The 12659-nt window shown below is 44.1% G+C and carries 12 protein-coding genes; 2 read left to right on the top strand and 10 right to left on the bottom strand.

The features are described from left to right. Nucleotides 1-8: 8 nt before the first annotated feature. From prfB to hpf, 3 genes are all read right to left on the bottom strand, one after another. A protein-coding gene (gene prfB, locus QMA01_RS01260; RefSeq protein WP_191714484.1) for a peptide chain release factor 2 occupies nucleotides 9-1110 on the bottom strand; the annotation gives its coding sequence in 2 pieces (ribosomal slippage) (nucleotides 9-1037 and nucleotides 1039-1110; 1101 coding nt in all). 64 nt (nucleotides 1111-1174) lie between these two features. Further along, the gene (secA, locus tag QMA01_RS01255) at nucleotides 1175-3691 is read right to left on the bottom strand and encodes a preprotein translocase subunit SecA (protein ID WP_290214154.1); all 2517 of its coding nucleotides are present in this window, start codon (nucleotides 3689-3691) and stop codon (nucleotides 1175-1177) included. 324 nt (nucleotides 3692-4015) lie between these two features. Next, on the bottom strand, nucleotides 4016-4585 hold the full coding sequence (hpf, locus tag QMA01_RS01250; RefSeq protein WP_284700299.1) for a ribosome hibernation-promoting factor, HPF/YfiA family: 570 nt from the start codon (nucleotides 4583-4585) through the stop codon (nucleotides 4016-4018). Nucleotides 4586-4711: 126 nt separating this feature from the next. Between hpf and QMA01_RS01245 the strand changes: the two genes are divergently transcribed. Beyond that, nucleotides 4712-5419 (top strand): SDR family NAD(P)-dependent oxidoreductase, encoded by a 708-nt coding sequence (locus QMA01_RS01245; RefSeq protein ID WP_191713836.1) that lies wholly within the window; start codon nucleotides 4712-4714, stop codon nucleotides 5417-5419. A gap of 477 nt (nucleotides 5420-5896) precedes the next feature. On the opposite strand, the gene QMA01_RS01240 is transcribed toward QMA01_RS01245, so the two are convergent. From QMA01_RS01240 to QMA01_RS01220, 5 genes are all read right to left on the bottom strand, one after another. Further along, the gene (locus QMA01_RS01240; protein WP_203339290.1) at nucleotides 5897-6256 is read right to left on the bottom strand and encodes a PilZ domain-containing protein; all 360 of its coding nucleotides are present in this window, start codon (nucleotides 6254-6256) and stop codon (nucleotides 5897-5899) included. Between the two features lie 40 nt (nucleotides 6257-6296). Further along, nucleotides 6297-6953, bottom strand: a complete 657-nt coding sequence (locus tag QMA01_RS01235) for a ComF family protein (RefSeq protein ID WP_238943039.1) — start codon at nucleotides 6951-6953, stop codon at nucleotides 6297-6299. Continuing rightward, entirely contained in the window at nucleotides 6950-8278 is a 1329-nt protein-coding gene (locus tag QMA01_RS01230) for an ATP-dependent helicase ComFA (protein ID WP_290214153.1), read from the bottom strand. The genes QMA01_RS01235 and QMA01_RS01230 overlap by 4 nt, the downstream gene beginning before the upstream one ends. 39 nt (nucleotides 8279-8317) lie before the next feature. Then, nucleotides 8318-9151 carry a DegV family protein gene (locus tag QMA01_RS01225; protein WP_191713833.1) on the bottom strand — a complete coding sequence of 278 codons (834 nt, stop codon included), beginning with the start codon at nucleotides 9149-9151 and terminating at the stop codon, nucleotides 8318-8320. A 103-nt stretch (nucleotides 9152-9254) separates the two neighbouring features. Next, the gene (locus tag QMA01_RS01220) at nucleotides 9255-9827 is read right to left on the bottom strand and encodes a DUF4440 domain-containing protein (RefSeq protein WP_225218318.1); all 573 of its coding nucleotides are present in this window, start codon (nucleotides 9825-9827) and stop codon (nucleotides 9255-9257) included. Nucleotides 9828-9953: 126 nt separating this feature from the next. Between QMA01_RS01220 and QMA01_RS01215 the strand changes: the two genes are divergently transcribed. After that, nucleotides 9954-10562: a 3'-5' exonuclease gene (locus QMA01_RS01215; protein ID WP_290214152.1), complete on the top strand. Its 609-nt coding sequence runs from the start codon at nucleotides 9954-9956 to the stop codon at nucleotides 10560-10562. A 112-nt stretch (nucleotides 10563-10674) separates the two neighbouring features. Here QMA01_RS01215 and QMA01_RS01210 read toward each other — a convergent pair whose 3' ends face one another. Further along, nucleotides 10675-11349: a response regulator gene (locus QMA01_RS01210; RefSeq protein ID WP_191713831.1), complete on the bottom strand. Its 675-nt coding sequence runs from the start codon at nucleotides 11347-11349 to the stop codon at nucleotides 10675-10677. A gap of 27 nt (nucleotides 11350-11376) precedes the next feature. Continuing rightward, on the bottom strand, nucleotides 11377-12522 hold the full coding sequence (locus QMA01_RS01205; RefSeq protein WP_290214151.1) for a sensor histidine kinase: 1146 nt from the start codon (nucleotides 12520-12522) through the stop codon (nucleotides 11377-11379). Nucleotides 12523-12659: the final 137 nt, after the last annotated feature.

The raw sequence follows: 12659 nt of genomic DNA, 5'->3' as shown, positions 1-12659 counted from the left end.
ACATAATTCTATTCCATTTTAGAACGCAATAAGGAATTGATGAATCCATCAATATCGCCGTCCATGACGGCACTCAAATTGCCTGTTTCATAATTCGTCCGGTGATCTTTGACCATCGAATAGGGATGGAACACATAAGAACGGATTTGGCTTCCCCATCCGATTTCTTTTTGTTCTCCACGAATTTCAAGAAGACGCGCTTCTTCTTCTTCGATTTTCAGCGCATACAATTTCGCTTTCAACATTTGCATGGCTTTTTCCCGGTTTTTGATCTGCGAACGTTCCTGTTGGCACGTCACAACAGCCCCCGTCGGAAGGTGAGTGATACGGACAGCGGAATCCGTTGTATTGATATGCTGTCCACCGGCGCCGCTTGCCCTATACGTATCGATTTTCAAGTCTTCTGTACGAATATCGATTTCAATTTCACCTGTAAATTCCGGCATGACTTCGCAGGAAACAAAAGAAGTATGACGGCGGCCTGATGAATCAAAAGGCGATATCCGAACCAGGCGATGAACCCCTTTTTCAGCTTTCAAGTAGCCATAGGCATTGTGTCCACGAATCCCTAAAGTCACCGATTTAACACCTGCTTCATCTCCAGCCAAGTAATCCAGTGTCTCTACTTTGAATCCGCGTTTTTCAGCCCAGCGTGTGTACATGCGCAAAAGCATTGAACACCAATCCTGAGACTCAGTTCCGCCTGCCCCTGGATGCAACTCCAATATGGCATTGTTTTTGTCATACGGTTCGCTGAGCAGCATCGTCAATTCGTAATCTGCCAGCTTAGAAATGAATTCCTTCATTTCAGTGTTAACATCTTCATGCAACTCTTCATCGTCTTCTTCTCTTAGTAGCTCTAAAGACATTTCCATGTTTTCCTGGGTTTCTACGAAACCGTAATAAGCATTAACGATTTCCTTCAACCCATTCAATTCCGATATGACTGTCTGCGCCGATTCTTGGTTATTCCAAAAATCCGGATCGAGCATCATTTCATCCAATTCCTGTATGCGGGCTTCTTTGTTTTCTAAGTCAAAGAGACCCCCTAAAGTCCGCCAATTTACTGGCTGATTTGTCGAGCTCGTTACGGATGTCTGCTAATTCCATCATTATATGTTCCTCCTCAAAATAACACCGAAGAGCATATGCTCTTCGGTATTTTCACACACTCTTATGAAGCTGTGCCATGGCAATTCTTAAATTTCTTGCCGCTGCCGCATGGGCAAAGTTCATTGCGCCCAACTTCCATGTCTTTGCGGACAGGAGCCTTTTTCTTTTTCGGTGCCGGTCCGTCTTCTTTCGGGTTGACGGCCTGCCCTTTTGCAACTTCTTCACGTTCAAGATTATTGCGGATTTCAGCTTTCATGGAATACTTCGCGACATCTTCTTCGATGGCTTCAACCATTGCCTCGAACATGGCGAATCCTTCACTTTGGTATTCGCGAAGCGGATCATTTTGTCCATAAGCACGCAAATGAATTCCCTGGCGCAACTGATCCATTGCATCAATGTGGTCAATCCATTTCGTATCAATCGAACGAAGCAAGACAACTTTCTCGAATTCACGCATCCGTTCAGGCGTCATCTCAACTTCCTTTTCATCGTAACGCACAGCGACAGCTGCCTTGATGAAGTCGATCAATTCTTCCTGGTTTTTTCCTTGCAGATCAGCTTCAGTGACTGTATCTTCGGGAAGCAGGTTGGCAGCTATTGTTTCAGAAAGTGTCTTCAGGTGCCAGTCTTCCTGTTTTTCCTCAACAGTATGCGTATAAACCATGCGTTCAATAGAGCTATTGATCATATTTTCAACCAATGTACGCATATTGTCAGTGTCCAAAACTTCCATACGCTCTTTGTAGATGATTTCGCGTTGCTGGCGAAGCACATCATCGTATTGGAGCAAGCGTTTCCGTGCATCAAAGTTATTGCCTTCAACCCGTTTTTGTGCTGATTCCACAGAACGTGTCACCATTTTTGATTGCAATGGCTGTGAATCGTCCATGCCTAATTTGCCCATCATGTTGCGCATCGCATCTGATCCAAAGCGGCGCATCAAGTCATCTTCAAGAGACAGGTAGAATTGAGTGACACCCGGATCGCCTTGGCGTCCTGAACGTCCGCGCAGCTGATTATCGATACGGCGTGATTCATGGCGCTCTGTCCCGATAACAGCCAGTCCGCCTGCCTCGATGACACCTTCGCCAAGCTTGATATCTGTACCGCGTCCAGCCATGTTGGTGGCAATCGTAACAGAACCTTTTTGGCCTGCGTTCAAAATGATTTCTGCTTCATGGGCGTGGTTTTTGGCATTCAATACCGAATGCTTGATGCCTTTTTTCGTCAAGTACTCTGAAATGATTTCAGAAGTCTCGATCGCTACAGTACCCACCAATACAGGTTGTCCTTTTGCGTTTCGTTCAGCGATATCGTCGCCTACCGCTTTGTATTTACCGGCAGTTGTAGAATAAATCAAATCTACACGGTCTTCACGGATGATCGATTTATTCGTCGGAATGACCACAACGTACATATTGTAGATATTGCGGAACTCTTCTTCCTCCGTCTTCGCTGTCCCTGTCATACCGGACAACTTATCATACATACGGAAATAGTTCTGGAATGTAATGGTAGCCATCGTCATAGATTCGTTTTGGATTTCCAGGCCTTCTTTCGCCTCAATTGCCTGGTGAAGCCCATCCGAATAACGGCGCCCTTTCATTAGACGGCCCGTAAATTGGTCGACAATGACGACTTCGCCTTCCTGTACCACGTAATCAACGTCTTTGTGCATGGTGACATATGCCTTTAATGATTGGTTGATCGTGTGGTTCAGCCGCACGTGTTTGATATCAAAAAGATTATCGATTCCAAAGGCTTTCTCAACCTTTTCGATGCCTTCTTCCGTCAACACCACACCTTTGGTCGTTTCATCGTAAGTATAATCCTGGTCTTTTGTCAGAAGGCGTGCAAACGCATTAGACTGCTGATACAATTGCGCCGCTTTGGCTGCCTGTCCGGAAATGATCAGCGGAGTCCGCGCTTCATCGATCAAAATTGAATCGACTTCATCAATTACAGCGTAATTCAATGGCCGCTGAACCATATCTTCTTTGTAAAGGACCATATTATCCCGCAGGTAATCAAAGCCCAATTCGTTGTTGGTGCTATATGTTACGTCAGCCTGATACGCCGCCCGTTTTTCGTCTTTGGTCAAATTGTTCAAGTTCAATCCAACAGATAGTCCAAGCCATTCGTAAAGTTGGCCCATCTCCATAGCATCTCGGCTAGCCAAATATTCGTTGACCGTCACGACATGCACACCTTTTTTGCTGATAGCGTTCAAGTAGACGGCTAAAGTAGAGGTCAAAGTTTTACCTTCACCTGTCTTCATCTCAGAAATATTCCCTTCATGAAGAGAAACAGCCCCCATGATCTGTACGCGGAATGGGTACAGGCCAAGTACACGTTTCGACGCTTCACGAATAGTCGCGAATGCTTCAGGCAGCAAGTCATCCAATGATTCGCCTTTTGCATGGCGTGCGATAAATTCTTCGGTTTTCGCCTTTAATGCATCATCGGACAAAGCTGCAAACTCAGAAGCCAACGCTTCTACCCGATCTGCCGTTTTTTCTAATCGCTTCAAATCCCGTTTATTCGGATCAAATACCTTATTCAATACTCCTAGCATAATTATACCGCTCCCTGCGTAAGTGTCCGCCGGCACCTGTCATGCCGGATGATCGCTTTAGCTTTTATAGTGTTCTTTTAAGTAAAACCTATAAGAACATATTTACCCAAATCATCATCGGTTGTTTCAAAAAAAATCTCACTATTCATTTTAACACTGCGCTGAAATGCGTGCAAATTATGGATTCTCTTTCTTTGTCGTTAAAGCGCCTGAATCCGCCATCTATTGTCTCTAAAGCCTAATATGAAAAATGTTTCCTATCGAAAAAAGCAACTAAAAAAGCCTCTCGCAAGGAGAGGCTTTAACATCCTATTGGAGATGCCTTTATTGTGCAGAAGTCTCGATCAGTCCGTAGCTTCCGTCTTTTCGTTTATAGACAATATTCGTTTCATTGGATTCTGCATCCGTGAAGACGAAGAAGTTATGCCCAAGCATGTTCATCTGTAAAACCGCTTCTTCTTCATCCATCGGTTTCAAGTCGAACTGTTTAGTGCGAACGATTGTCAAATCTTCTTCTTCTTCCTCAATTTCATTCTGTGCACGTGTATCATTTTCTGCTGTTGCAAAAGCAAGCCCAATGCCATCCCGCTCACGGAATTTGCGGTTGACTTTAGTTTTGTACTTACGGATTTGGCGCTCTAGTTTGCTGACGATCAAATCAATTGCAGCATACATATCATCATGCCGTTCTTCAGCACGTAATGTTAAATTTTTCATTGGTATTGTGACTTCCACTTTTGTTTGGCTATGATTGTAGGATTTTAAGTTGACCATCGCGGTAGCATTTGCTCCGTCGGTAAAATAGCGTTCAATTTTTTCCACTTTCTTTTCGATGTGGTCGCGTATTGCGGGAGTTACCTCAATATTTTCGCCTCTGATGTTAAATTGCAACATGTTAACTCCTCCTTCTATTGTGCTACTTGTACAATTCTACATCTTCCCTAGTCTTTCCTTCTTAAAACCAAAAAAGTTTTAAGAACATGGATTACAGGTAAACATTATGACAAGGAGATGAAGTTCATGTTCACTAATAAAACCATTGTCGTTACAGGAGCATCGCAAGGAATTGGCCGCAGCATTGCCACACATTTCGCAGCTGAAAATGCGCGTGTTATCGGGTTAGATATCCAACCGGTCGAATTGGAGAACGTGGAATACCGAAAATGCGATGTGGGAGATTTCACGGAAGTAATGGCTGTATTCAAAAAAATCCATGAGGATTACGGTGCTATCCATGCATTGATCAACAATGCCGGGATTTCAACGTTCAAATCCATCTGGGAAGTGGATGAACAGGAATGGGATCAGGTTCTGGACACTAACTTAAAAAGTGTCTTCATCTGCAGCCGTGAAGCAGCTCGCTATATGAAAGACGATATCCGTTCCATCATTAACATGGCCTCGACACGGGCTTTCATGTCGGAACCCAATACAGAAACCTATTCGGCATCAAAAGGCGGCATTTTCGCATTGACCCATTCACTCGCCGCCACTTTCAGCGAACAAGGAATCCGCGTCAACTCAATCGCTCCAGGCTGGATCCATACTGGGGACACTGCCGAATTGCGCGATGTGGACCACAAGCAGCATTGGAGCGGACGCGTCGGAAATCCCGACGACATCGCACGGGCTTGCCTGTTTCTGAGCAATCCACAAAACTCATTCATCACGGGCGAATGCCTGAATATCGACGGCGGCATGACAAGAAAAATGATATACGAGCACTAAAAAACCGGCCAAGGCCGGTTCAGCTTGTAGACAAAAGAATAGTTATATCCTTTAAAGAATAATTATTCATTTTATCTTATTTACACCAGATCCTGCGCTCCAGGCGGACGCTTTCCTGCGGGCTCGCGCCGAACTAACTCGGACTGACGCCCGAGTGGATTTCGGCACTTCACTATCCCGCTGGAGTCGCCGCCTTGCGCTACGGATCCTTTGATGGATTTACCAAGTTTGTTTGGACGATGTCTTCGGGATTCTGACTAGCAAGCCCTTTTCTTTGATTAGAGCTACACGCCCCCGACCGGGCTGGCCACGGAGACTCCTGTGGGACAGCGAAAGCTGAAGACCCCGCAGGAACGCAGTGACGAGGAGGCTGAAGCTGAGCCCACGGAACGCGAAGTGGCCGGACCGGTTGGGGGTATGCACCGCTATTCATTTTGTAAAGACTTTGTCTACAGTCTGAACCGGCCAAGGCCGGTTTTATTTCATTTCTATTTCTTTCAGTTCTCTGATTTCATTTAAAATAAGCATTTCCTTGATTGAATTGCGTTCGAAATCTGCACCGTAGATCCAGCCTTCCTCGTATTGCTGTTTCCAGACAATCGTTGCGCCTGACCGGATTGTTTCGTGGTTTAAGACAAATTCCAGTCTGACATTTTCTTCTCCCGGCTGCAATTCCCTTTCGGAAAACAATTTGGCTCCTTTTGGGGAAACATCAAGCATTAGGCCATATATTTTAGTCGTCTTGGGTGGACTTTCTGCTGCCCCCAATACGTGCATATGGATTTCCGGCGGTGTGCCGAAGGTGTAACGAAAACTTTCTGACCTTTTATAAAACATCCATGTTCCTCCTCGTTATCCTGTATTAAAACTTCACCTCTTAGGCACGGATGAGCGCCAGAATGGTAATTTCTTTGACGCCTTCCGCTTTTAAGGCTTTCGCAGCCATTCTCATTGTGCTTCCTGTGGTGTACAGATCATCGAACAGTAGCACTTTTTCAGGGACCGGTTTTCCATTCCACCAAAAGACATCTTCCGAAGCAATTCGATCAGCTTTTGATTTCCCTGCCAGTCTTACTTCGTTTTTCTCGAGATAGTGGACATAAGGCAGAGAGGCCGCATCCAACAGCCGATCGACTTGTGGAAACGTACGCTCTTTCAATTTGTTTTCATTCATTGGAATTGGAACGATCACTGCTTTTTGGCTGCGCAGCTCTTCCCGCAGGACTGGTGCGAACACTTCTGCCAACACGATATCTTTTAAAAACTTATATTGATGCAAGTATTCTTTCATTGCAAGGTTGTAGCGGAATAAACTTTTGCCGGAGTCAATCACTCCGGCGTAGGCTGTCGTTTCCCATTTGCTGCAGTCGGAGCAGATGTCTGTTCCTAACCCCCCGCAAATACGGCAGCCTTTTTCCAGCCGTTCGAAACTGCTGCGGCACCGGCTGCAGATTACTTCTTCCAGATCGTTTAAAAAAAGGCTTCGCCAATTTGCTTGGAGAGGCATATCCCGCTCGCATAAATAACAGTTCATCGGCGGCTCCCTCCATTATAGGAAATGATTAACTGCTTGGCTTTATCCATTTGGCGAACGATGCCATTATGGAAAAACACAACTTCTCCATCGGGATAATCCGCTGATCTTCCAGCCCGTCCGGCAATCTGAATCAAAGCAGCCGCATTGAAAACAGGCTGATCAGCGCCCACTACTGCCACTTGCACATTAGGAATCGTGATTCCGCGCTCAAGGATGGTCGATGTCAGAACTCCTGGGATTTGCCTTTGGCGCAACTTCATCACTTTTTCTTTTCTATCCGGATCTTTTGAATGCACCGCCGCAATTTCCGGATGGCGCTCTTGCAATAAAGGGATGGCCTGCTCAATCATTTCGATTGTCGGAAAAAACACAAGAAACGGCTCTTCTTTTTCTATTTTTTCATCTACCCAGGCAATCAGCTTTTTGGGAATCTTCCCTTTTGCAAAAGCTTTGTCGTATCCCCATAATGACCGAAATTCAGGAACCGGCAAAGGATGCCCATGAAAGCGCTGAAAAATTTGAGATATCTCCGGCACTTGCTTCTGCAATTGATCCGAAGGAGTAGCAGATACATAAACAATAGGTGCGTCTTTCTTCCGCGCTTTTATCACTGCATTTTTCAAAGCAAGGTCATAAGAATAGGGAAATGCATCTGCTTCATCGACAATCATGACATCGAAGGCATTTTGAAATCGGTATAATTGATGGGTCGTTGCAATGACCAGCGACGCAAAACCCGATTCTTCGGGAGAATTCCCGTACAGGCTGTGGATGATCGTATCCGGAAAGACGGCACGCAAGCGCGGTGAAAGTTCCAATACGACATCCGTTCTGGGTGCAGCGACACAAACGCGTTGCCCTTTTTGCAACGCAGCGAAAATCGGCGGAAACAACAACTCCGTTTTTCCTGCTCCGCAGACGGCGTAAACAAGATGGTCATTTTGTTGAAAGAGGCTTTTTTGAACTTCCTGGGAAGCTCTTTCCTGCAAAGGTGTGAGGTTGCCATTCCAGTGAAAAGAATGGCTCTGAGGAGTAATCGTTGAAGGAGATGACCAGGTGATCAATTCTGTACAGGAACTGACGCGTCCCATTCTAATGCAATGTCTGCAATAATAACAGATGCCGACACATGCACTGCAGAAAAAAGAAATAATTTTTTGTGGTGACTTTTCGAGGCAACGGGCACACTGAAGCTCATCCGTAATGCCTCGGCTGATGCTGATTTTCCCGTTTAAAATAGCCTGGTCAATCTGCTCTTTTGGAAAGGGCGTGAAATTTCTAAGCCACACCCGCCCAGTCAAAAACTCTTCTATATCTTTCATGGACTACCACCTTTCGATAGAGAAAAAGCCTCAGCAGGTTTATTTCTTCACCCAACCAAGACCCATTGCTCCTTCTCCTAAATGTGTTCCGATGACTGGCCCAAAATAGGAAATTTCAAAATCCACTTCAGGACAGGCAACCTCCAATTCTTTTTTCCATCGTTCAGCTTCTTCCGGCCGGTTCGCATGGATAATTGTTGCCTGGAATCCCAAACCCTCGTTGACGTCTGCTTTCAATAAATCAACAATCCGATTCATCGCTTTTTTGCGTGTCCGTATTTTTTCAAACGGAACAATGACTTTTTCCTGGAAATGCAAAATCGGTTTGATTTGCAGCATACCGCCGACCAGCGCCTGTGCAGTCGACAATCGTCCGCCGCGCTGCAGGTGTTTCAGGTCTTCCACCATGAAATAAGCACGCAAGGTTTTTTTCATTTCGTTTAATTCGGTTAAAATCGTTTGGGCATCTGCTCCATCTTCAGCCATTTTGGCGGCCTTAATTGCATAAAACCCCTGTAGGCCACAAGTAAGTTCTGTATCAAAAGAATAAACTTTGACGCCATCAACCATTTCAGCAGCCTGTTTGGAACCTGCGTAGGTGCCACTGATGCCGCTCGACAAATGGATGGATACAACTTCAGCGTGGTCGGCTGAAAGATCTTCATACAGCGCAACGAATTCTCCCAGAGGCGGCTGTGAAGTTTTCGGGAATTCTTCTTTAGCTTTCTGATAAAATACTTCTTCTGTTAAATCTATTTCTTTAAATGACTGGTTCCCAAACGTCACTTCCAGTGAAACTGTATGGATCTTTAATGCTTCACGTGTTTTTATAGGCAAATAAGATGTGCTATCTGTTACAATTGCTGTTTTCATTACTCGATCAAGCCCCCCTTGCTAGTTTACCAAAAAAAGACATAGAAAAGACATAAAGTGAAAAGTCACAATAAAAAAAATCCCGCACATAGCGGGATATCTTTTATTGATTACCGATAAAGTGAACGCTAGTTACTTTCCATTCATCATTCTCTTTTTTGAATACGACCACTTGGCGTCCTGACTGCTCGATGGCGTCAGATGACTTTGCATCTTTCATCTTAACATTCAGGGTTGCAAAAACTTCCGCACGGCTTTCTTCATATTTGACAATTGTTTCGTCATTGGTTTCATATTTGCTGTCAAAAGCTTCAAAAGCCTGAGCCAATGCTGCTTTGTCTTCTTCGCGATCGAAACCGTCCGGTTCTTGTGCAATGGTTTCCATATACCGATCAATATCTTCAGAATTGAAAGCAGCAATATATTCATCATAGGCAGCAAGAAGTTCACTTGCCTTTTCTTCAGGCACATCTGCTTCAATGACATTTCCTTCATCATCTACTGTAAAGCCGACTTTTTCATCCTTATTTTCTTTAATGCCATGGTCAACAGCATTATTTTCATTAGAGGCATTGCCGTCTTCGACCGTATTTCCATTGACTGAAGGTTCTTCTGAATTCGAACAGGCAGCTAGCGTCAAAATCAGCCCAACCGCAATAATCATTTTTTTCATCATGCATTCCTCCTGCGCTTCATTTTGCCATAGGCAGATGGCGAATACAATGAAGAAACTGTGTCATCTGCCAAAACGGAATTTTTTTCAGTTTTGCGGTACACTAGAAAGTAAAAAAGGAGGCATCGTATGGAAAAAAGAGATGCACGGCAGATACTTGAACAGAAAATGAAGGAAACACGGCCTCAGTGGAGCCGCAAACAGCCTGTCCGTCCTAAGAAGTACAAGTCGAGCATGCAAAAAGTCGAAGACTATGTCGTCCTCGATTTCGAAACCACCGGCTTGCGTGCAGGAAGCGATAAAATCATTCAAATCGGTGCTGTCAAATACATCAACCACGAGCGCATGGAAACGATGTATCTCATGGTCAATCCCGAATGCTTCATTTCGAGCACCATCACCCGAATTACCGGCATCACCAATAAAGACGTAGAAAACGCCCCCACCATCGAAGAAATTGCACATGAACTGATCGCTTTTATCGGCGGTTTGCCACTTATTGCACATAATGCACCTTTTGATATGGGCTTCCTTTACGCTTTGGAAGAAATCACGCCCATTCCTGAATACACGGTTATTGATACAGTCAAATTGGCGAGAAAAGCGATCACTCAGACACCTAACCACAAACTAACCACCTTGACCGCTTTTCTAAAGCTCGAGCATGACGCCCACGATGCATTAGGCGACTGCCTGGCAACAGCGGCCATCTACCAATACTGCTACGACCGGCTTTAAAGAAAGAAGCTGGCATCTGCAAATAATGATGTTCAATCCACAGTTAAGTTGGCTAATAAAAAAGACGGTGTACCTGCCAAAAGGCAGGTACACCGTCTTCACTATTTGGCAGTTATCTTACTTCCACCCAACCGTTTTTAATAGCCGTTACAACTGCTTGCGTCCGATCATTGACCTGCATTTTCTGTAAAATGCTCGACACGTGGTTTTTGACTGTTTTCTCAGAGATGAACAGAGTTTCCCCGATGACGCGATTGCTTTGGCCATCCGTCAATAATTGAAGAACTTCACTTTCGCGTTTCGTCAATAAATGATAAGGACGACGGATTTCCGTTTGATGGAAAGAACCTTTATTTTCACGTTCGCTTAGACGGCGGAATTCCATCACTAAGTTGCGTGTAACTTTTGGATGTAAATAAGAACCGCCTTTCGCTACAACTTTAATTGCTTGAATAATCGCATCTGCATCCATTTCTTTAAGCATATAACCTAAAGCACCAGTTTTCAAAGCATGGGTCACATAAGATTCATCATCGTGAATGGACAGCATAATGACTTTTGCATCCGGGAACTTTTCAATCAATTCCCCAGTAGCTTCTACACCATTTTTTTGTGGCATATTGATATCCATCAATACCACATCTGGTTGATTTTCTTCATATAATTTGATGACTTCGTTGCCGTCTCCGCCTTCAGCAACGACTTCAAATGAACTTTCAAAATCTAAAATTCTCTTTACACCTTCACGGAAAAGTTGGTGATCGTCAATAATAATTATTTTTGTCATTATGTCGTCCTCCTCGAATACCCTATCTTATATACCCTTTTCAAAAGGTATATGAAACATTAAGACTGTACCGTTCCCTGGCGAAGAATTAATGAAAAACTCTCCTTCGACCAATTCAATTCTTTCTCTCATACCTGCTAATCCGAATGATTGGTGTTTGACAATTCCTTGGTCAAAACCAGTTCCGTTATCTGTTACTGTAATTTTCACCTGGTCTTTCAACCAGTCCATTTCAACTGTAATTTCAGAAGATTTCCCATGGCGTATCGCATTTGAAATACCTTCTTGCACCAGACGGAAAATAGCGGTTTCGTATTTGTTCGGCAACCGCACTTCTTTTCCAATCGATTGGAAATCCATCCTGATGCCTTTGTTGTACTCTTCAATGGTGTCCAGGTATTTCTTCAGCGTAGGCACAAGTCCTAAATCATCCAATGCCATAGGCCGTAAATCGTATATGATTCTCCTGACCTCCGTAAGCGCCTGCCTGACCATATCCTTTAATGACGTAATCTCTTGAAAAGCGGGTTCAGGGCCTTTTTCACGATATGTCTTCTCAATTAAATCGGAACGAAGCAATACGTTAGCCATCATTTGGGCAGGTCCATCATGGATTTCCCTTGAGAGACGTTTTCTTTCTTCCTCTTGCGCTTCAATGATGCGGAGGCTATAATCTTGACTTGACTTATTTTTGCCGACGGCTTCATCAGCATTCTCGAAATCTGAAGTCAAATAGCTGCCGGCGACATTGATTTGATTGACCAAGCTTTCCGCCCGCTCTATTGTCTGCAGTAAAACTTGAAGTCTGCGCTGCAATTTATCACGCTTTTGCCGATACTTTTTTTCTTCGTTCCGGTTGAGTGATAATTGTACTTGAAGATTATTTGCCTGCTCGTATACTTGGCGAACCTGACTCTCTGTAAAAGAGTTGAAAAATTGCGAAACCTCAGCCAACCGCCGTCGAGCTGCACGTGTCTTTTCTTCCAAAACATCTCCATCTTCAATCACTCGAGCAATATTGATGCGGACATCTTCCAATTCGTCTTTCATTTTTTCATAACTTTGGCGACTTTCTTCACTAATGACGAAAATATCTTGTTTAGCCTGTTCTATTCCAGCAAGCATTTCATTAAAAATAGAATCAGGTGTTTTTGCACCGATTTTCTTTGCCATTCTAAAACCGCCTTAGCTATACTGACTGTATCAGGTAAAAACCTTAATTCTTTATACCTTGTCGGCTGTATTAAGTATATCACTTTATAAGCAAGACCATATTAAATATACGTTACAAATTATCTGATTTCATTTTA

Source organism: Planococcus notacanthi (assembly GCF_030407825.1).
Classification (GTDB): Bacteria; Bacillota; Bacilli; order Bacillales_A; family Planococcaceae; genus Planococcus; species Planococcus notacanthi.
This window is presented reverse-complemented; position numbering and strand designations above follow the sequence as displayed.

Bases quoted from the DNA above. Each gene is read 5' to 3' on its own strand.
- QMA01_RS01230 (WP_290214153.1), bottom strand. From the start codon at position 8,278: ATGAAAGATATAGAAGAGTTTTTGACTGGGCGGGTGTGGCTTAGAAAT.
- QMA01_RS01225 (WP_191713833.1), bottom strand. From the start codon at position 9,151: ATGAAAACAGCAATTGTAACAGATAGCACATCTTATTTGCCTATAAAA.
- QMA01_RS01210 (WP_191713831.1), bottom strand. From the start codon at position 11,349: ATGACAAAAATAATTATTATTGACGATCACCAACTTTTCCGTGAAGGT.
- QMA01_RS01205 (WP_290214151.1), bottom strand. From the start codon at position 12,522: ATGGCAAAGAAAATCGGTGCAAAAACACCTGATTCTATTTTTAATGAA.
- QMA01_RS01220 (WP_225218318.1), bottom strand. From the start codon at position 9,827: ATGATGAAAAAAATGATTATTGCGGTTGGGCTGATTTTGACGCTAGCT.
- secA (WP_290214154.1), bottom strand. From the start codon at position 3,691: ATGCTAGGAGTATTGAATAAGGTATTTGATCCGAATAAACGGGATTTG.
- QMA01_RS01245 (WP_191713836.1), top strand. From the start codon at position 4,712: ATGTTCACTAATAAAACCATTGTCGTTACAGGAGCATCGCAAGGAATT.
- QMA01_RS01240 (WP_203339290.1), bottom strand. From the start codon at position 6,256: ATGTTTTATAAAAGGTCAGAAAGTTTTCGTTACACCTTCGGCACACCG.
- QMA01_RS01235 (WP_238943039.1), bottom strand. From the start codon at position 6,953: ATGAACTGTTATTTATGCGAGCGGGATATGCCTCTCCAAGCAAATTGG.
- QMA01_RS01215 (WP_290214152.1), top strand. From the start codon at position 9,954: ATGGAAAAAAGAGATGCACGGCAGATACTTGAACAGAAAATGAAGGAA.
- hpf (WP_284700299.1), bottom strand. From the start codon at position 4,585: ATGTTGCAATTTAACATCAGAGGCGAAAATATTGAGGTAACTCCCGCA.